The 18324-nt window shown below is 66.5% G+C and carries 17 protein-coding genes; 7 read left to right on the top strand and 10 right to left on the bottom strand.

All coding sequences use genetic code 11. The features are described 5' to 3' along the window. The first annotated feature begins 56 nt into the window (after positions 1-56). Positions 57-719 (top strand): exopolysaccharide biosynthesis protein, encoded by a 663-nt coding sequence (locus AC5P7S_RS00795; protein ID WP_005420011.1) that lies wholly within the window; start codon positions 57-59, stop codon positions 717-719. 87 nt (positions 720-806) lie between these two features. Here the strand turns inward: AC5P7S_RS00795 and AC5P7S_RS00790 are convergent, their stop codons facing one another. The 3 genes from AC5P7S_RS00790 to AC5P7S_RS00780 form a co-directional block, all read right to left on the bottom strand. Beyond that, entirely contained in the window at positions 807-2117 is a 1311-nt protein-coding gene (locus AC5P7S_RS00790; RefSeq protein ID WP_005420013.1) for a PQQ-dependent sugar dehydrogenase, read from the bottom strand. Then, the gene (locus AC5P7S_RS00785) at positions 2110-2550 is read right to left on the bottom strand and encodes a DUF2231 domain-containing protein (RefSeq protein WP_041863928.1); all 441 of its coding nucleotides are present in this window, start codon (positions 2548-2550) and stop codon (positions 2110-2112) included. The genes AC5P7S_RS00790 and AC5P7S_RS00785 overlap by 8 nt, the downstream gene beginning before the upstream one ends. A 108-nt stretch (positions 2551-2658) precedes the next feature. Next, complete coding sequence (locus tag AC5P7S_RS00780) at positions 2659-3069, bottom strand: hypothetical protein (protein ID WP_095378948.1); 411 nt, start codon at positions 3067-3069, stop codon at positions 2659-2661. Between the two features lie 251 nt (positions 3070-3320). Here AC5P7S_RS00780 and AC5P7S_RS00775 point away from each other — a divergent pair, with 251 nt between their 5' ends. Then, complete coding sequence (locus tag AC5P7S_RS00775; protein WP_095378945.1) at positions 3321-5087, top strand: S8 family serine peptidase; 1767 nt, start codon at positions 3321-3323, stop codon at positions 5085-5087. Further along, a complete protein-coding gene (locus tag AC5P7S_RS00770) occupies positions 5087-5665 on the top strand; it encodes a DNA breaking-rejoining protein (protein ID WP_095378942.1) in 579 nt (192 codons plus the stop codon). Before AC5P7S_RS00775 ends, AC5P7S_RS00770 begins: the two co-directional genes overlap by 1 nt. A gap of 144 nt (positions 5666-5809) precedes the next feature. Here the strand turns inward: AC5P7S_RS00770 and AC5P7S_RS00765 are convergent, their stop codons facing one another. From AC5P7S_RS00765 to cyoA, 5 genes are read right to left on the bottom strand one after another with little or no spacing between them, the layout of a single operon-like run. Then, the gene (locus tag AC5P7S_RS00765; RefSeq protein ID WP_095378940.1) at positions 5810-6490 is read right to left on the bottom strand and encodes an SCO family protein; all 681 of its coding nucleotides are present in this window, start codon (positions 6488-6490) and stop codon (positions 5810-5812) included. A gap of 11 nt (positions 6491-6501) precedes the next feature. After that, a complete protein-coding gene (cyoD, locus tag AC5P7S_RS00760; RefSeq protein WP_005420031.1) occupies positions 6502-6834 on the bottom strand; it encodes a cytochrome o ubiquinol oxidase subunit IV in 333 nt (110 codons plus the stop codon). 1 nt (position 6835) lies between these two features. Then, positions 6836-7471, bottom strand: coding sequence for a cytochrome o ubiquinol oxidase subunit III (cyoC, locus tag AC5P7S_RS00755; RefSeq protein ID WP_005420033.1), 636 nt, complete (start codon positions 7469-7471; stop codon positions 6836-6838). Then, the gene (gene cyoB / locus AC5P7S_RS00750; RefSeq protein ID WP_095378937.1) at positions 7468-9444 is read right to left on the bottom strand and encodes a cytochrome o ubiquinol oxidase subunit I; all 1977 of its coding nucleotides are present in this window, start codon (positions 9442-9444) and stop codon (positions 7468-7470) included. The genes cyoC and cyoB overlap by 4 nt, the downstream gene beginning before the upstream one ends. A 5-nt stretch (positions 9445-9449) precedes the next feature. Beyond that, positions 9450-10355: a ubiquinol oxidase subunit II gene (gene cyoA, locus AC5P7S_RS00745; protein WP_095378935.1), complete on the bottom strand. Its 906-nt coding sequence runs from the start codon at positions 10353-10355 to the stop codon at positions 9450-9452. A 183-nt stretch (positions 10356-10538) separates the two neighbouring features. Here cyoA and AC5P7S_RS00740 point away from each other — a divergent pair, with 183 nt between their 5' ends. The 4 genes from AC5P7S_RS00740 to AC5P7S_RS00725 are packed head-to-tail and all read left to right on the top strand — an operon-like array spanning position 10539 to position 14411. Next, a complete protein-coding gene (locus AC5P7S_RS00740) occupies positions 10539-11954 on the top strand; it encodes an aminotransferase-like domain-containing protein (RefSeq protein ID WP_065179383.1) in 1416 nt (471 codons plus the stop codon). A 55-nt stretch (positions 11955-12009) separates the two neighbouring features. After that, positions 12010-12288, top strand: a complete 279-nt coding sequence (locus tag AC5P7S_RS00735) for a hypothetical protein (protein ID WP_005420041.1) — start codon at positions 12010-12012, stop codon at positions 12286-12288. Continuing rightward, complete coding sequence (locus tag AC5P7S_RS00730; RefSeq protein ID WP_005420043.1) at positions 12288-12887, top strand: DUF6436 domain-containing protein; 600 nt, start codon at positions 12288-12290, stop codon at positions 12885-12887. Before AC5P7S_RS00735 ends, AC5P7S_RS00730 begins: the two co-directional genes overlap by 1 nt. Positions 12888-12896: 9 nt before the next feature. Then, positions 12897-14411, top strand: a complete 1515-nt coding sequence (locus AC5P7S_RS00725) for an aminotransferase-like domain-containing protein (protein ID WP_095378931.1) — start codon at positions 12897-12899, stop codon at positions 14409-14411. A 70-nt stretch (positions 14412-14481) separates the two neighbouring features. Here AC5P7S_RS00725 and AC5P7S_RS00720 read toward each other — a convergent pair whose 3' ends face one another. Both AC5P7S_RS00720 and AC5P7S_RS00715 read right to left on the bottom strand, forming a co-directional pair. Continuing rightward, on the bottom strand, positions 14482-15783 hold the full coding sequence (locus tag AC5P7S_RS00720) for an aminotransferase class V-fold PLP-dependent enzyme (protein WP_095378930.1): 1302 nt from the start codon (positions 15781-15783) through the stop codon (positions 14482-14484). Next, complete coding sequence (locus AC5P7S_RS00715; RefSeq protein ID WP_095378927.1) at positions 15783-18185, bottom strand: TonB-dependent receptor plug domain-containing protein; 2403 nt, start codon at positions 18183-18185, stop codon at positions 15783-15785. Before AC5P7S_RS00715 ends, AC5P7S_RS00720 begins: the two co-directional genes overlap by 1 nt. Between the last annotated feature and the right edge of the window lie 139 nt (positions 18186-18324).

Below are 18324 nucleotides of genomic sequence, written 5' to 3'. Positions count from 1 at the left end.
GTCCCCCACCGCAGGACGGCCCCTTGACCGCCCTTCCCTGGAGAACCTTGCGACGCATGACCTACCGTGCCCCTGAAACCAATGACAGCGCGCCCCTGGCCCAGCAGATCGAGCAGATGATCGACGAACTGCCCGGCGACCAGGTGAGCGTCGGCACCCTGCTCAGCGCGCTGGGCGATGAGGGCCTGCTGCTGATCGTGATCCTGCTCTCGGCCATCTTCATCATTCCGGTGTCGATTCCCGGGCTGAGTACGGTGTTTGGCGCCTCGATCCTGCTGATCGGCCTGAGCCGGGTGCGCAACCGCCCGCTGTGGGTGCCACAGAAGCTGGCCCGCCGCGAGATCGCCACCGACAAGCTGAAGACCAACCTCGGCCGTGCGCTGAAATGGGTGCACCGCATGGAGCGGCTGTCGCGGCCGATGCGGCTGGCGGTGATGGTGCGCTCGAAGAAGATGATGCGCCTGAACAACCTGATGCTGGTGTTCGCGACCCTGCTGTTGATGGCGCCGGCCGGGCCGATACCCTTCAGCAACACGCTGCCGGCGCTGGCGCTGATGTCCTTCGCCATCGGTTTCATCCAGCGCGATGGCGCGGCGGTGGCGGCCGGTTATGGCTTCGTGGTGGCCACAGTGGTGTATTTCGGCGTGCTGCTGGGCGGCGTTGGGTTTGCTGCCGAGTCGGTGTTCAGCGGGTTCCGCAGCGGTACTGCGGAACTGTAGAGCCGAGCCCACGCTCGGCTGCTCTTCGACCTGTACGCGAAACCCCGCGCTGCGCGCGTAAGCCGAGCATGGCTCGGCTCTACAGAACTACCTGGCCGACACCCGCCACACCACGTCGCCCACGTCGTCGGCCACCAGCAGCGCGCCCTCGGCGTCCATGGCCATGCCCACCGGTGCGCCCATCAGGGTCTTCTCGTCCTTTGAGGCGAAGCCGCTCACCACGGTCTGCGGGCGCCCGGTCGGCTTGCCGTCCTTGAACGGTACATACACCACTTCGTAGCCGCTCAGCGGCGAGCGGTCCCAGCTGCCGTGCTCGCCGATGAAGGCGCCGCCGTGGTACTGCGCCGGCAGTGCCTGTCCGGTGTAGAACAACAGGCCCAGGGGTGCCACGTGCGAGCCGATGGCGTAGTCCGGCACGATTGCCTTGGCCACCAGGTCCGGTCGCTGCGGCTGCACGCGTTCGTCCACGTGCTGCCCGTAGTAGCTGTAAGGCCAGCCGTAGAAGCCATCTTCCTTCACCGAGGTGAGGTAGTCAGGCACCAGGTCGGCACCGATCTCGTCGCGTTCGTTTGCTACCGCCCACAGCTTCCCGGTACTCGGCTCCCAGTCCAGCCCGGTCGGGTTGCGGATGCCCGAGGCGTAGATGCGGCTGCCGCGGGTGGCCACGTCCACTTCCAGCACCACCGCACGGCGGTATTCGACGGCCAGGCCGTTCTCGGTGATGTTGCTGTTGGAGCCCACGCCCACATACAGCTTGCGGCCATCACGGCTGGCCAGCAGTTCCTTGGTCCAGTGGTGGTTGATGGTGCTGGGCAGGTCGGTGAACTCGCGGCCCTTGTCCGACATGCGAGTTTCGCCGGGCACGTAGTGGTACTGCATGATGTTGCCGGTGTTGGCCACGTACAGCGTGTCGCCGATCAGCTGGATGCCGAACGGCGAATGCAGGCCCTCGATGTAGACATGCTGGGTCCACGTGCTCGTTCCCGGCGTGCGGCGCAGCAGGGTGACCCGGTTCCCGCCCTTGCCGGCCTTGCCCGAGCGCGCTTTGACCTTGCCGGCAATCCACTGCTTGGGCGTGGTGACCGGTTCTTCGCCGGGGCCGTTGCCTTCCACCACCAGTACATCGCCATTGGGCAGGGTCAGCAGGCGCCGCGGATGCTGCAGGTTGGCGGCGATGCGCTCGATCTTCAGGCCCTCGGCCACCGTGGGGGTCTGTCCATCAGACCAGCCGACGCCCTTGGGCACCTGCATCGGCGGCATCAGGAAGTTGGCCGGCTTGGGCAGCGGCGGCTGCGGGCCCGACTGGTCGGCGGGATGGTATTCAGCCTTGCCGGCGCAGGCCGACAGCATCACGGCCAGCGCCAGAGAGCCCACGGTGGGCAGGATGTGCTTAGCCATGACGACCTCCCTGCAGCACCGGCGGCTGCAGTGACAGCAGGATCAGGCCCAGGGCGATCAGGGCCACGGTCAACGCCGACAGGATCGTGCCCGGCACCGCAACGGCGTACGCATCGCGGCTGTGCACGAAGGCGTTCCAGATGGCCAGCACCACCGCGACCAGGTTGAGGAAGAAGTCGATGCGGTCGATGCGGGTGGCGGTGCCGTTGCGGCGCCAGACCGCGAAGAGGTTGATCAGGCGCGGCACGATGGCGATCAGCAGGCCGAAGGTGATCAGCCAGGCAGCGGCCTTGCCCCACATCACCTCGGCGCTGTTGAGATAGATCGCGTCGAAGATCAGTGCGCCGACGAAGAAGCCGAAAGGTATCGGGTTCAACAGGCTGAACAGCGTGGTGCCGAGGCCGCGATGGGCCTGGGCGAGCGGATTGACCATCATCGTGCTCCGTGCGGAAGGGTGCACGGGCTGTAGTAGCACAGCGCGATGTGAGGACGCGCGATGATGCCCCGGCGGGGCTGCCACACCCTCCGCGCAGGCACCGCGCTAAGTGGATTCGTCCTCGCGCACCTCGTGGAAGGGCAGCATCGTCTCGAAGCCGAATTCGTGTTCCATGCTGGTGCGGACCAGGCCGCCGATGGCGTAGCGGCTGGTGTTGGCATGCACGTCTATGCCACCGGGCCGCCACTCGGTGCGCAGATGCAGCGTCTCTGCGCGTCGCATGACGATCCGTTCCTCCTGCAGCAGCGCGCGACGATGCTTCTTCATCAACAGGCGCAGCGGTTTCACCGTGGTGATGCCGAAGGCTGCCAGCTCGGGCAGCAACTCGCTGATATCGGCATCGTCGCCATAGTCGTGGCTGCGCGTATGCACGGACAGCACCACCTTGCGGATGGCGGCAACCGAGAGCGGAGTCTGGTCCGCGTGCGCACGGGCACGCTGGCGTGCGTTCTTCATGTGTGACTTCACTTGTATGTGATTACCCACGTTTCCCGTACCTCGAAGCAAGCGCGCGAAGATGGCGTGAAGGTATTCGCGTGACCTGTCATAACTTGACGTACTAAGCGTTTGTGACGCAATTGGCACATTCGCACATTGCGGGTGTGAAGAGGTAGGGGGTTCTTCGTTGTGTCGCGTTTGGCTCGTTGCGATGGGGCAGTTCCGCCCCGCCGTCCTGCCATGCCGATTCACAACAGAAGGATTCGTGTATGAAGCGACATACGCAACGCACCGCGCCACCGCGCTCCGCGCGGCTGGCCCTCGCCACTGCTTTGGTACTGGGCAGCCTGGCCGTCACCGCCCAGGCCCAACAGGCCGATCCACTGGCGGCAATCCAGTGGCACCTGCTCAACACCGGGCAGACGGTCCCGGCTGACACGCTGCCGGTGGCCGGCAACGATCTGAACGTGGATGGCCTGTTCCGCAACGGCATCCGCGGCCAGGGCGTCACCATCGCCATCGTCGATGACGGCCTGCAGATCGCGCATCCGGACCTGGCGGCCAACGTGGCCGCGGTGGCCGGCAAGAACTTCACCAATGGCTCGAACAACCCCACCCCGACCAACCCGGATGTCGACAACCACGGCACCATGGTCGGTGGCATCGCCGGCGCGGTGGGCGCCAACAACCTGGGCGTGCGCGGCGTAGCCCCGGCGGCGACGTTGAAGGGCTTCAACCCGATTTCGCGCTCGGCCCTGGGCAACCAGCAGAGCAACATCGAGTACGCCTGGTGGGACGGCGCGGAATCAGCCGACGTGCAGGTGTTCAACAACAGCTGGGGCGCCGGCCCGGGCAATCCGAACCTGCCGCTGGCGTACAGCGAAAACACGATTCGTTCGTACGAGCAGGCACTGTCGGGCACGCGCGGTGGCCGCGGCGGCATCTACGTGAAGTCGGCCGGCAACAACTTCAACAATGCCTCGATCAGCCAGACCCAGGATGTCTGCACCACCGACACCAAGAACCGCAACACCGGCTGCGTGCCGGCCGGCCGCGATCCGCGCAACAACCTGTTCAACGTGATCACCGTGGGCGCGGTGCGCGCCGATGGCGTGCGCTCGTCGTATTCCTCCACCGGCTCGGCGCTGTGGGTGTCGGCCTTTGGCGGTGAGTACGGCCTGCAGGCGCAGTACGCGCCCGGCCTGGTGGCACGCGCGTACGACCCGGCGATCGTCACCACCGATGTGACCGGGTGCGCGCAGGGCAGCAACAAGAACACCAACCGCCAGAACACCCTGGACAGCAACCTGTCGGCCATCGACAGCACCTGCAACTACACCGCCAAGATGAACGGCACCTCGGCATCGGCGCCGATGGTATCGGGCGTGGCGGCACTGGTGCTGGAAGCCAATCCGAACCTGTCCTATCGCGATGTGAAGTACATCCTGGCCACCACCGCCACGCGCAACCACCCGAACCAGCCGGCGGTGACGCTGGCCGACGGGCGCACGCTGGTGCCGGGCTGGACGGTGAATGCCGCCGGCCGTGCCTACAGCAACTGGTATGGCTTCGGCGTGGTCAACGCTGCACGTGCAGTGCAGGTGGCCGAGAACTTCCAGTCGCTCGGTGCGCTGGTCGACAGCGGCTGGCGCACCACCACGCGTACCGTGGCCATCGGCAATACCTCGGCCGCCGCCGCACGCCTGACCTTCCAGTTGGCCAACGGCGCGCGCAACATCGAAAGCGTGCAGCTGGGATTCCGGGTCAACCACCGCAACACGCGCCAGCTGCAGTTCGTGCTGGTGTCGCCCAGCGGCACCCGCAGCGTGGTGCAACCGGCGTTCACCGCGATCGGTTCGGGCACGGGTGGCGCGCAGAGCAATTTCACCAGCTGGGACCTGCTGTCCAGCAATGCCTTCCTGGATGAGAATGCCAGCGGCACCTGGACGCTGGAAGTGACCGACATGGGGCAGGCCGCGACCGCAACTTCGCGCGGCAACCTCGAATTCTTCAAGATCCGCGTTCTGGGGCACTGATGATGAAGACCACCATTCTGTTGAGCACGCTCGCCTTCGCGGCGATGACCTCCCCTGCCTGGGCACAGAGCTCGGGGCAGACCCCTCCGGCCAGGACCCTGTCGACCGTGGATGCGCAGGAACTGAAGGCGTCCGCTACCGGCCGCGCGTTCGATGTGGGCGGCACGCGTTTCCAGCTGTCCCCCTCGGCCACGGTGAAGCAGGCCAGCGGCGGCCAGTTCACGATCACCCCGCAGGCGGCGGCGACCACCAGCTCGCGTACCAAGCGTTCGCTGGATGGCGCAGCGGCGGCACCTGCTGATGCCGGTGCCGGCAAGTTCGCGGCGGCGGTCTCCCGTGACGGCGCGCCGGTGGTGGCGACGTCGCGGGTCAAGGTGTTCTTCACCGATGCAGCCTCGGCCCAGCGCGCAGCCGCCGCCACTGGCGGTACCGTGGTGAAGGTCTCCAAGGCTTCAGGCCAGGCCATCGTGGAGTACCCGTCGGTGAACGCGGCGCTGGATGCGACCACCAGGCTGCTGTCCACCGCCGGTATCCGCGCCACCGAGCCGGACGTGGTGCAGTGGGAAGAGACCAAGTAAGGCGTTGAGTGGTGCCCCTGGCCGGTTGGCTCTCCTGGCCGGCCGGGGGATTGATGTCAGGGTGTGCCGACCAACGGTCGGCACCCACCGGACTCATGCATCACGTGTCGACCAAGGTCGGCACCCACCGCGGTAGAGGTGGCGTCAGCGGGCGGCGAGTGTGCCGCTGTGCTTGAGGTGGCAGCTGGCCAGTGCGTCGTTACCTGCCGCTGGATGGGCCGGTTCCAGCAGCAGGCGCTGCACGTCGGAGAACAGCTTGTCCACCGGCATGCCGTACGGCGCGAACAGGCGCAGGCGGCCCTTGCGGTCGAACACGTAGCCACCGGCGATGTGGCTCATGGTGTAGGTCTCCGGCACCTGGCCGGGCTCTTTTTCGTAGAACGCCTTGAAGTCACTGGCCATCGCCGCCAGCTGTGCTTCGTTGCCGACCAGCGCGATTGCCTTGGGATCGAAGGCTTCCACATAGGTGCGCGCAACCTCCGGCGTATCACGCGCCGGGTCGACGCTGACGAACACCACCTGCAGCTGGTCGGCATCCCTGCCCATCAGGTGCTTGACCTGGCTCAGCTCGACCATGGTGGTCGGGCACACGTCCGGGCAGCTGGTGAAGCCGAAGAACAGATAGGTCACCTGGCCCTGCAGGTCCTTCGGGCCACGCACGGTGCCGTGGCTGTCGGGCATCGACCACTGTTGGCCAAGTTCTTCGCAGGCAATGTCCTTGGAATAGAAGTCCATGCGCGACTGCGCACTGCAGCCGGCCAGCAGGCCGAGCAGCAGGCCTGCGGCCAGCCGCAGGCCACGATGGGGGAGCGCAATGCCTTTCACGGTTCGCAGGCTCAGTTGATCATCATGTGGTAGTGCATGCTCCAGATGATCCAGACCGACAGCGCGACGACGATGAACAGGATCACCAGGGTGAACACGAAGCTGGCCAGGTTCCACCCGCCTTCGGACTTGCGGTCCATGTGCAGGAAATAGACCAGCTGCACCAGGATCTGTGCCACCGCCAAGCCGACCAGCAGGAACAGCGTGAGCGGCCGCGACAGCACCGGGTTCATCACCAGCGCGAACGGCACCACGGTCAGCAGCGCGCACAGCACGAAACCGATCAGGTAGGACTTGGTGGAGCCGTGCGCATTGCCGGCGCGCGAGGTTTCGACGTGGGCCATGTCAGAAGGCTCCGATCAGGTAGACGAAGGTGAAGACGCAGATCCACACCAGGTCCAGGAAGTGCCAGAACAGGCTCAGGCACGAAACGCGGGTGATGTTGGTCGGGGTCAGGCCACGGCGGTAGACCTGGTGCATGACCACCGCCATCCAGATCAGGCCGCTGGCGACGTGCAGGCCGTGGGTGGCGACCAGCGCAAAGAACGCCGACAGGTAGGCACTGGTGCTCGGGCCTGCGCCTTCGTGGATCAGGTGCGAGAACTCGTAGATTTCCATGCCGATGAACGAGGCACCGAGCACGAAGGTCACGCCCAGCCAGCGCAGCACCGCCGACGCATCGTGGCGATGCATCGCCAGCACGGCCTGGCCGTAGGTGATGCTGGACACCAGCAGCAGGAAGGTCTCGGCCATCACGAACGGCAACGAGAACAGCTCCTTGCCGGTGGGGCCGCCGGCATAGGCGGTGCTGAGCACCGCATACGAGGCGAACAGCGAACCGAACAGCACCAGGTCGGACATGAGGTAGACCCACATGCCGAACACCTTCATGCCGCCCTGCTCGTGGCTGTGGTCGTGCTCGTGGTGGTCCTCGTGCGCCTGCGTGTCGCTGGCCAGCTCGGGGCGGGTCAACAGGTTCATGCGCGTACCTCCTTCAGCTTGGCAAGGTTGGCCGCTTCAGTGCGCGCCACCTCTTCGGAACTGACGTAGTAGTCCACGTCCTCGTCGTAGGACCGCACGATCAGGGTGACGATCATCGCGATGAAGCTGACCGCGGCCATCCACCAGATGTGCCAGACCAGGGCGAAGCACAGCACCAGGATCCAGATGTTGAGGATCAGTGGCACGCCGGTGTTCTTCGGCATGTGGATCGGCGCGTACTTCTTCGGCGGCGGCGGCAGGCCGCGCTTCTTCGCTTCATGGAAGGCGTCCAGCTCGTCGGCCTTGGGCACCACGGCGAAGTTGTAGAACGGCGGCGGCGACGGCGTGGCCCATTCCAGCGTGCGTGCGTTCCACGGGTCGCCGGTCAGGTCCAGGTTGCGCTTGCGGTCGCGCACGCTCACGTAGATCTGCACCAGCATCAGGATGATGCCCACGAACACGAACAGCGCGCCGATGAAGGCGGCGATCAGGTACGGCGTCCACGCCGGGTTGTCGTACTGGTTCATGCGGCGGGTCATGCCCATGAAGCCCAGCATGTACAGCGGCATGAAGGCCAGGTAGAAGCCGATCACCCAGCACGCGAACGACCACTTGCCCAGGCGCTCGTTGAGGGTGAAGCCGAACACCTTCGGGAACCAGTAGGCGAAGCCGGCCAGGTAGCCGAACAGCGCACCACCGATGATGGTGTTGTGGAAGTGCGCGACCAGGAACAGGCTGTTGTGCAGCAGGAAGTCCGCGCCCGGAATGGCCAGCAGCACGCCGGTCATGCCACCGATGGTGAAGGTGACCAGGAAGGCAATGGTCCACAGCATCGGCACACTGAACTCAACGCGGCCACCGTACATGGTGAACAGCCAGGTAAAGATCTTCACGCCGGTGGGAATGGCGATGATCATCGTCATGATGCCGAAGAAGGCGTTGACGCTGGCACCGGAACCCATGGTGAAGAAGTGGTGCAACCAGACGATGAACGACAGGATTCCGATCGCCAGCGTTGCACCGACCATCGACTTGTAGCCGAACAGCTTCTTGCGCGCGAACGTGGCGGTGACTTCAGAGAAGATGCCGAACGCCGGCAGCACCAGGATGTACACCTCCGGATGGCCCCAGGCCCACACCAGGTTCACGTACATCATCGGGTTGCCACCCAGCGTGTTGGTGTAGAAGTTGAAGTCCAGGTAGCGGTCCAGGGTGAGCGCGCCCAGCGCGACGGTCAGGATCGGGAAGGCGGCGATGATGATCACGCTGGTGACCAGCACGGTCCAGGTGAACACCGGCATCTTCATCAGAGTCATGCCCGGCGCACGCATGCGCAGGATGGTGATGAACAGGTTGACGCCGGTCAGCAAGGTGCCGATGCCCGAAGCCTGCAATGCCCAGATGTAGTAGTCCACGCCCACGCCTGGACTGAACTCGATGCCCGACAACGGCGGATAGGCGACCCAGCCGGTCATGGCGAACTCGCCAACGCCGAGCGAGATCATCATCAGCGCGGCGCCGACCACGAAGATCCAGAAGCTGAAAGCGTTGAGGAACGGGAACGCCATGTCGCGCGCGCCGATCTGCAGCGGCACGATGATGTTCATCAGGCCGACAACAAACGGAGTGGCCACGAAGAAGATCATGATCACGCCGTGTGCGGTGAAGATCTGGTCGTAGTGCTCCGGTGGCAGGAAGCCGTCACTGCCCGGCCCGGCCGCGGCCAGCTGCGCGCGCATCATCAGCGCGTCGGCGAAGCCACGCACCAGCATGACCAGCGCCACCACCACGTACATGATGCCGATCTTCTTGTGGTCCACGGTGGTGAACCAGTCACGCCACAGCGGGCCCCACAGCTTGAAGTACGTCACCGCGCCAAGCAGCGCGAGACCACCCAGCACCATCGCCGCCAATGTGACCACGACGATCGGCTCGTGCAGCGGCACGGCCTCCCACGTCAATTTACCCAACATGTTCGTTACTCCTGGGAAACCTGGGCACCGCCGGCAGCGCCCGCCGGGGTAGCCGCAGCGGTGTTCTCACCGACGCCGATGAACTGGTCGATGACCTTCTTGAACAGCAACGGTTCAACACTGGAGAAGTGCTGCACCGGTGCGTTCTTCGACGGCGCGGCCAGCGCCTTGAACTGGTTGAAATCCAGCGCCTGTGGCGCGCTGCGTACCTCGGCCACCCAGCGCTCGAAGTCCTCGTTGCTGCTGGCGGTGGCAATGAACTTCATGTTCGAGAAGCCATGCCCGCTGTAGTTGCCGGACATGCCACGGAACTGGCCAGGCTCGTTGGCGATCAGGTGCAGCTGCGTGCGCATGCCCGCCATCGCGTAGATCTGCCCACCCAGCTGCGGGATGAAGAAGGTATTCATCGTCGAGTTGGAGGTGATGTTGAACGCCAGCGGGCGGTTGGCCGGGAAGTTGAGCTGGTTGACCGTGGCGATGCCCAGGTCCGGGTATACGAACACCCATTTCCAGTCGGTGGCGATCACGTCCACGTGCAGCGGTTCACCGGCCACGTCCAGCGGCTTGTACGGGTCCAGTTCGTGGGTCGACTTCCACACGATCACCGCCAGGCCGGCAATGATCAGCAGCGGCACGCCCCAGACCACGATCTCCACCTTGGTGGAGTGCGACCAGTCCGGCGTGTATTTCGCTTGGGTGTTGCCGGCGCGGAAGCGCCAGGCGAATACGAAGGTCAGCACAATGGCCGGTATCACCACGATCAGCATCAGGCCGATGCAGATCAGGATCAGGTCGCGCTGGGCGAGCCCGACCATGCCCTTCGAATCCAGCAGCACCCAGTCACAGCCCGACAGGCCGACGCAGGCCAGGGCGACCAGCGCCAGGCGGATGCGGTTCCAGCAGATATTCATTGGAGGTCAACCCTGTTGAAGAAGCGCGCTTGACCGGCTCGCCTGCGCGCAGCGCCCGGGCGTGGAGCGGCTACACTGTGGGTACGAGGTCGCCTACAAGAAGGCGAACCACTCCAATCAAGCCCATACAAGATACATCATTGTATGGACCTGTGCACCTGCACGTATGGAAAAACCTGACCGATGACGCCACCTGCCGCCGGCCGCCGCCTGAAACACCCCAATCGCACCTGGGTTCGCCCCTTCCGCGAGGGCGCAGGCCCGCTGTACCTGCAGATTGCCCAGCAGGTGCGCGAGGCGGTGGATGACGGCGTGCTGCGCCCGGGCGACCGCCTGCCGCCGCAGCGCGACCTGGCCCAGCAGGTGGGCGTGGACCTGACCACGGTTACCCGGGCGTTCGCCGAGCTGCGCCAGGCCGGCCTGCTCGACGCGCAGGGCGCCGGCGGCACCTTCATCGCGCTGTCGGCCGGCAACCGCAGCACCTCGGTGGACCTGAGCATGAACATCCCGCCGCTGCTGGGCAGTGCGCCGTTCGCGCAGGGTATGGAGGCCGGTTTCCAGCACGTGGGCCAGCAGCTGGGCCAGGGCGAACTGATGAGCTACCACGTCGGCGCCGGTACCCGCGAGGACCGCGCCGCCGCGGTGCAGTGGCTGGCGCCGATGCTGGGCACGGTGGGCGCCGACCAGGTGGTGATCTGTCCCGGTGCGCAGACCGCGCTGTGTGCACTGATCCTGGCCTGCACCCAGCCGGGCGAGCTGATTGCCGCCGAGCAGCTGACCTACCCGGGCCTGCTGGCCGCCGCGCGCGTGCTGCAGCGGGGTGTGGTGCCGGTGGCGATGGACGCCGAAGGCATGCTGCCCGATGCGCTGGAAGAAGCCTGCCAGCTGCGCCGCCCGCGCCTGCTGTACCTGGTACCGACCATCCAGAACCCGACCACGGCAACGATGTCGGCACAACGCCGGCAGGCCCTGTTGGCGGTCGCCAAGCGCCACGATCTGACCGTGATCGAAGACGATCCCTACTGGTTGCTGGCCGGGGACGCCGCACCGCCGCTGGCCGCCCACCGCGACGCCGGCTGCCCGGTGTATTACATCTCCACCCTGTCCAAGTGCCTGGCACCGGGCCTGCGCACCGCCTACCTGGTGGTGCCGGCCGGCGAACCGATGGAACCGGTGCTGGACGCCCTGCGTGCGATCGCGCTGATGCCGACCCAGTCGATGGTGGCGGTGGCCTCGCAGTGGATCCGCAGCGGCAAGGCCCAGGACATGGTGCAGCGCTTCCAGCAGGAGCTGCGCGAGCGCCAGGCGATTGCTGCGCAGTACTTGCCGTCCCGTGCCCAGGCCCATCCAGCCGGCCTGCATGTGTGGCTGCCGCTGCCGCCACGGCTGGACCAGTACCGGCTGATCCAGGCCGCGCAGGAACAGGGGCTGGGCATCGCCAGTTCCGACGCCTTCAGCGTGGAAGAACCGCCTCCGGGCAACGCGATCCGCCTGTCACTGGGCGGCGCGGTTGACCAGGGTGCGCTCGCCGGGGCGCTGGCCAAGCTGAATGAAATCCTGTCTGAAGCCCCCGAGGCCCGGCACAACGCCATCGTCTGAACCGGACGCATGGCGCCATATCCATACAAGATGATATTTTGTATGCAATGTATGGATGAAGGGACGTGCCTCGATGCGCGCGGAGAAACTGAAGTTCCACCTGGTGATGGCCGGCTGCGGTGGCTTTGTGGTGCTGATGCTGGCCGCGCTGGCCTGGGTCTGCCTGCAGCCGCAGACCGTGGATGTGCAGGCCGCCGAACGCCACGCCATCGAGCAATGCGTGCAGCGCAGCGAGGATCCGTCGCGTAGCGAGATCCAGCGCCGGGCGCAGGCCGATTCCTGCCGCGAGATGCGCAAGCAGTACGTACACAAGTTCGGCGGGGACGCGTCCTGATGGGCGCAGCCGCGCCGCGTCGCCGCTGGTTGCTGCCGACGATGATCGCCCTCGCCTGCCTGTTCATGGCCGGCGTGGCGGCGGCGCTGTGGCAGTACTTCGGCTACAGCGCGCAGTCCACGTACACCGAACAGGCCATCGTCTTCGACGACTCGCAGCTGCGCCTGCCGGCCGATCTGGCCGGTAATACCGGCCGCATCCGCGTGGTGCATTTCTGGGACCCGGCCTGCGGCGTGTGCAACCGCGAGACCGGTGCGCACCTGAGCTACCTGATCAGCATGTACCGCCGCGCCGGCATCGACTTCTACGCGATCCGTCGCCCTGGCACGCAGGGCGAACTGCCCGAGCCGCTGCGCAACAAGGTGATCAACCTGCCGACCATCGATGGCATCGAGCACATTCCGGCCAGCCCTGCCGTGGCGATCTGGGACCGGCAGGGCCATCTGGCCTACGCCGGGCCGTACAGCATCGGCATGGTCTGCAACTCGGCCAACAGTTTCGTCGAACCGCTGCTGGACAGACTGGTGCGCGGCGAATCCGTGCGCCCGAAAGGACTGCTTGCCGTGGGCTGTTACTGCCCGTGGCAGGCCAAGCGCTGAGGACGCGCAATGATATCACTGGCTCTGGGTGGCGTGGCCGCCGCAAACAACAACGGCGGTCACCTGTCCGAACCGACCGATGGTTATGGACAGGCTCCCGCCGTTGGAAGCAACGATACGCCCCGACATGCTCCGTACATGCCGCGACCGGATGTCGCAGCGCGCGAATGGGTGCAGGACGTGCTCGCGCACAACGGGCCGATCTACCTGCGCATCGTCAATTCGCTGGAACGCACGGTGCGTCGCGGTGGTCTTGCACCGGGGCAACGACTGCCCTCGCAGCGCGCGTTGGCGCAGCAGCTCGGCGTCGACCTCACGACCGTGACGCGGGCGTTCGATGAAGCGCGCAAACGCGGCCTGATCGAAGCACGCGGACCACAAGGCAGTTTCATCGCACCGCCCAAGGCCGGCTTCGATCAGGTGGTGGACCTGAGCATGAACGTGCCGCCGGTGCCCGATGCCGATGCGCTGGCCGAGACGCTGCGCCGCGGTGCCGCCGCCGTGCTTGCGCGCAGCAATGCACCGAACCTGATGACCTACCACCTGGGCGGCGGCAATCCCACCGACCGCCACGCGGCAGCGCGCTGGCTGCAACCGATGCTGGGCGCGGTGGAGGATGCCAGCCTGTTGCTGACCGAAGGCGCGCAGGTGGCGCTTGCCGCGATCCTGGTCAGCCAGGGCCGCGACGGTGATGCGATCCTCTGCGATGCGCTGGTCTATCCGGGCCTGCTGCAGGCCGCAGCGGCGCTTGGCCGGCGGCTGTTGCCGGTGGACTGCGACGAACACGGCATGTGCCCCGATGCGCTGGCCCGGCTGGCACGCGAAAGCGGCGCGCGGTTGGTCTATCTCAACCCCACCTGCCAGAACCCGACCGCGCTGACCCTGCCGCTGCAGCGGCGCGAAGCGCTGGCGCGTGTTCTGGAGAGGGAAGGCCTGCTGGCGATCGAAGACGATCCTTACTGGCACCTCGCCGAGGATGCACCGACACCGCTGGCGGCGCTGGCACCGCGCCATGTGTTCTACGTGGCGACGCTGTCGAAGGTGATCAGCCCGGGCCTGCGCACCGCCTTCGTGCGCTGCCCGAGTGCCGCGCATGCCGAGGCGATGACCGCCGCGCTGCGGGCGACGCGGCTGATGGGCCATCCATTGGTGTCGGCGCTGGCCAGCCAACTGTTGCTTGATGGTTCGGCACAATCGCTGCTGGCGCAGGTGCGTGCCGAGGCGCGCGAGCGCGTGCGCATGGCCCGCTGCCTGCTGGCGCCGTCGCTGCTGCTGCGCGCTGAAGGCCTGCACGCCTGGTGCAGGGTACCAGCGCCATGGACCGACGCCACGCTGGTGCGTACCGCGCAGCTGCAGGGGCTGGCCATCGCTCCTTCATCGGCGTTCTGTCCGCCCGGGGTGCAGCATCAGCACGGCGTGCGGCTGTCGTTGGGGCTGGCGGCGGACCGACGGCAGCTGGAGAGCGCGTTGCGGCGGATTGACCGGTTGTTGTTGTCGGACGCGCTGCCGGCGATCGAGCGGTAGCCCTGGTAGTGCCGGCCGCTGGCCGGCAACGGCGTGCACGGATCATGAGGTTGCCGGCCAGCGGCCGGCACTACCCCAATGCCACCAGCGCCTGTACCAGCGCATCCATCTGCGCCGGCCGGGTGAACACCGAGGGCGTCACCCGCACGCAGGCGCCGGAGTCCAACCCGTCACGATGCGTGGTGAACACGCGATGCTCGTCCAGCAGGCGCTTCTGAAGCGCGATGTTGTCAGCCACGCTGGTGCGCCCGCGCAGGCGGAAGCTGGCCAATGCGCTGGCCAGCGCCGGATCAGGCGACGACAGCACTTCGATATGCGCCATCTGCCGCGCAGGGACGGTCCAGCGCTCGCGCAGGTAGCGCAGGCGCGCCTGCTTGTTGGCCGCGCCGATGCGCTGGTGCAGCGCGATCGCTTCCGGCAGCGCCAGGTAAGCGGCGAAGTTGACCGTGCCGGTGTGCACACGGCTGCCCACGCGGCCATCGTCGGTCTCGCCCATGTACGGGTCCAGGTCCGCAACGCGGCCCTTGCGCACATACATCGCGCCGACGCCGACCGGCGCACCGATCCACTTGTGCAGGTTGATGCCAACGAAATCGGCCTTGAGCTGCGGCACCGCGTAGTCGATCTGGCCAAACCCGTGTGCGGCATCAACGATCACGTCGATGCCGCGTGCGCGCGCACGTTCGGCGATTTCGGCCACCGGCAGCACCAGTCCATGGCGATGGCTGACCTGGGTCAGCAGCACCAGTTTCAGGCGAGGCAGCCGCGCGAACGTGGCCTCGTAGGCCTGCAGGATCTGCGTATGGTCGGGCACTGCCGGCAGCGCGATGCGCTCGGCCTGCACGCCGCGGCGCTGCTGCAGCCAGCGCATCGCGCCGATCATGCTGTCGTAGTCGATATCGGCGTACAGCACCTGGTCGCCGGGCTGCAGGCGGTTGTAGCCGCCGATCAGCGCCAGCATCGCCTCGGTGGCACCGCGGGTCAGTGCGATCTCGTCGGCGCCCACGCCCAGCAGTTCGGCCACCTGCCGCTGCACCGCCATGTACTGCGCCGGGAACTCACGGCGGCCATACCAGGCATTGCCTCGGTTCACTTCCGCGGTGTGGCGCTGGTAGCTGGCCAGCGTCTGGCGGCCCATCGCGCCCCAGTAGCCGTTCTCCAGATGGTTCACTTCGTCGGTGACATCGAAGTGGCTGGCCACGGCGGCCCAGTAGTTTTCATCGCGGGCCAGCACGTCCGGCGCCACGGTCGTTGCGGGAATCTGCATGGACGCAGCGTAACGCGTGGCAGCCATGGCCGGCAGTGAAGAAAGTGCGGCTGCGGCCGGCAGCAAGGTGCCGGCACGCAACAGGGAGCGGCGGGCCGGGTCCATCAGAAGCTCAGCCGGTACTGTGCGTACAGGTTGGCGCCGTCGGTGTCGTACGGCGCGTTGCGCGAGTAGACCAGGCCGCGACTGGCCTGGAAGGTGGCTTCGTCCGGATAGCGGTCGAATACGTTGTCGGCACCCACACGCAGGCTGTGATGTTCGTTGATGCGATAGCCGACGGCCAGGTCGAGGAAGCTCATCGCGCCGAAGCGCTGGTAGATATCGCCCACTGCATTGCCGCTGGAATCGGTCCAGGCGCCGTAGTAGCGCATGCGTGCCATCAGCGACCAGGCGCCGATGTCCCAGCTTCCGGTCAGGCTGCCCTTGTGCTCGGGCAGGCGATCCTCGAACAGCACGCGCTGGGTCTCGTTGGTGGCCACCGAGGTGCTGCCGTTGTCCACGCGGGTGCGGTTGTAGTTGTAGGCCAGGGTCAGCGTCATGCGGCCTGCGCCGAGATCGCGCAGGTAGTTGCCGACCACGTCCACGCCGGTAGTGGTGGTATCGAAGTCGTTGGTGAAATAGTTCACCGAGGTATAGCCCAGCGGATTGGGCGTACCGGCCGGAATGGCGAAACTGGCCGACTGGCTGAAGCGGTCGCTGAGCTTGATCTGGTAGACATCCACCGAGCCGGACAGGCCCAGGTCGGTGCGCCAGGTCAGGCCCAGCGACGCGGTACGCGATTGTTCCGGCTTCAGCGGCCTGGCGCCGAGCAGCTGCGCCAGCGGATCGTTCGGCGACAGACGGCCACTGGTGAAGATCTGCAGCGTGCGCGTATCCAACCCCTGGGTGGTGCTGGTGGTATTGAGCTGCGCCGGCGTCGGCGCACGGAAGCCGCTGGACACGGTACCGCGCAGGGCTACGTCCGGGGTGATCGCGAAGCGCGCCGAGAGCTTGCCGTCCAGCGTGCTGCCGAAGCTGGAGAAGTCCTCGTAGCGGCCGGCTGCACCGATGCTCCAGCGCTCGCCCAGCGGTACTTCCATGTCCACGTAGGCGGCCTTGCTGCGCTGGCTCCACTGCCCGGCCTGGCTGGCCGAGAAGCCGGGCGCGCCATTGGAATTGGCCTCCAGGCCCGCCGCAGCGCCCGGACCCACCGCGTACGAGGCCGGGTCGCCGGCATGCACCTGGTAGGTCTCCTGGCGGAACTCGCCACCGAAGGCGACGTTGACCGGCTGGGACAGCGCGGCCACGTCCCACTCGTAGTTGAAGTCTGCGTTGGCGTTCTTCTCGGTCTGGGTTAGGCGGCCAAGATCGAACGCGGTCGGGCTGGCCGGGCCGAGCGAGGCATTGATCGAGTTCTTCAGGCTGTAGTCGATGGCGTTGCGGCCATACGAGGCGCTGACATCCCAGCGCAGCTTGGGCGTGATCTCGCCGCGCAGGCCACCGACCAGCTGCAGGTCGTTCTGGACGTTGCCGTACTGCGGGCTGAAGCCGACCGGATACAGCGAGCGCAGGTTCCAGCCCGGGAAGATGGCGGTGGTGCGGTACGCGCCGGTGGTGGTGTCCGGGTTGCGCCAGTTGAAATCACTGACGCCATCGCTGTGGCTGTACAGGCCGAAGGCATAGAGCTCCAGCGTCTCGCTGGCATTGGCCTTCACGTTGAAGCCGACGCGGCGGCTTTCCAGCTCCGGCTGGCCCCAGCGCTGCACCGGATTGGGCACGTCCAGCTCCGGATGTGCAGCCTGGAAGGTGATCGCGTCCGGGCGCTGGCGCGTGCGCGAGGTGGCGCCGGAGTTGGACGATTCGGCGAACAGCACCAGGCTGCCATAGTCGCCCAGCGACCAGCCGGTGCGCGCACTGAAGTCGCGCGAGGCACCGTCGCCCTGCGCGTACTGCGAATAGCCGGCGGTGATCTCGCTACCCGGGCCATCCTCGAGGATGATGTTGATGACACCGGCGATGGCGTCCGAGCCGTACTGCGCCGACGCGCCATCGCGCAGCACCTCGATGCGCTTGATCGCACTGGTGGGAATCTGTGCCAGATCAGCGGCCTGCGCACCGCGGTTGCCGAGCAGCGCGCTGCGATGGAAGCGGCGACCGTTGACCAGCACCAGGGTCTGGTCCGGCGACAGGCCACGCAGGGTGGCCGGACGCACGAACACCTGGCCGTCCGCCATCGGCAGGCGCTGCACCACGAATGATGGCACCAGCTGCGCCAGCACGTCCTTCAGGTCGGTGGATTCGACGGACCTGATGTCTTCCTTGCTGAACACGTCCACCGGCGCCAGCGTTTCGAACTGGGTGCGGTTGGACGCGCGGGTACCGGTGACCAGCATCGCGTCGAGCTGGGTGGGCACGGCGCGGCTGCCGCCGGCGGCATCGACCGCATCGGCCTCCGCTGCAATCGCGCCTCCTGCGCTGGCCATGCAAAGGGCAAGGAGGATGGAACGCGAAAGCTTCGAACGATGCACGGCAGGGCTCCGGGAGGACGCGACAGGGCCAGCACCTGCGGGGGTAGCGCAGGCCTGGACAAGGCGCGCAGTCTCGGCGCGATCTGTGAAGGAGGCATGACGTCAGTGCGACAGCTTGAATCCGCACAGGCGCAAGAAC

Source organism: Stenotrophomonas sp. YJH_SMC_32 (genome assembly GCF_059369975.1).
The sequence above is the reverse complement of the archived record's forward strand: the minus strand, read 5'-3'. Positions and strand labels throughout refer to the sequence as shown.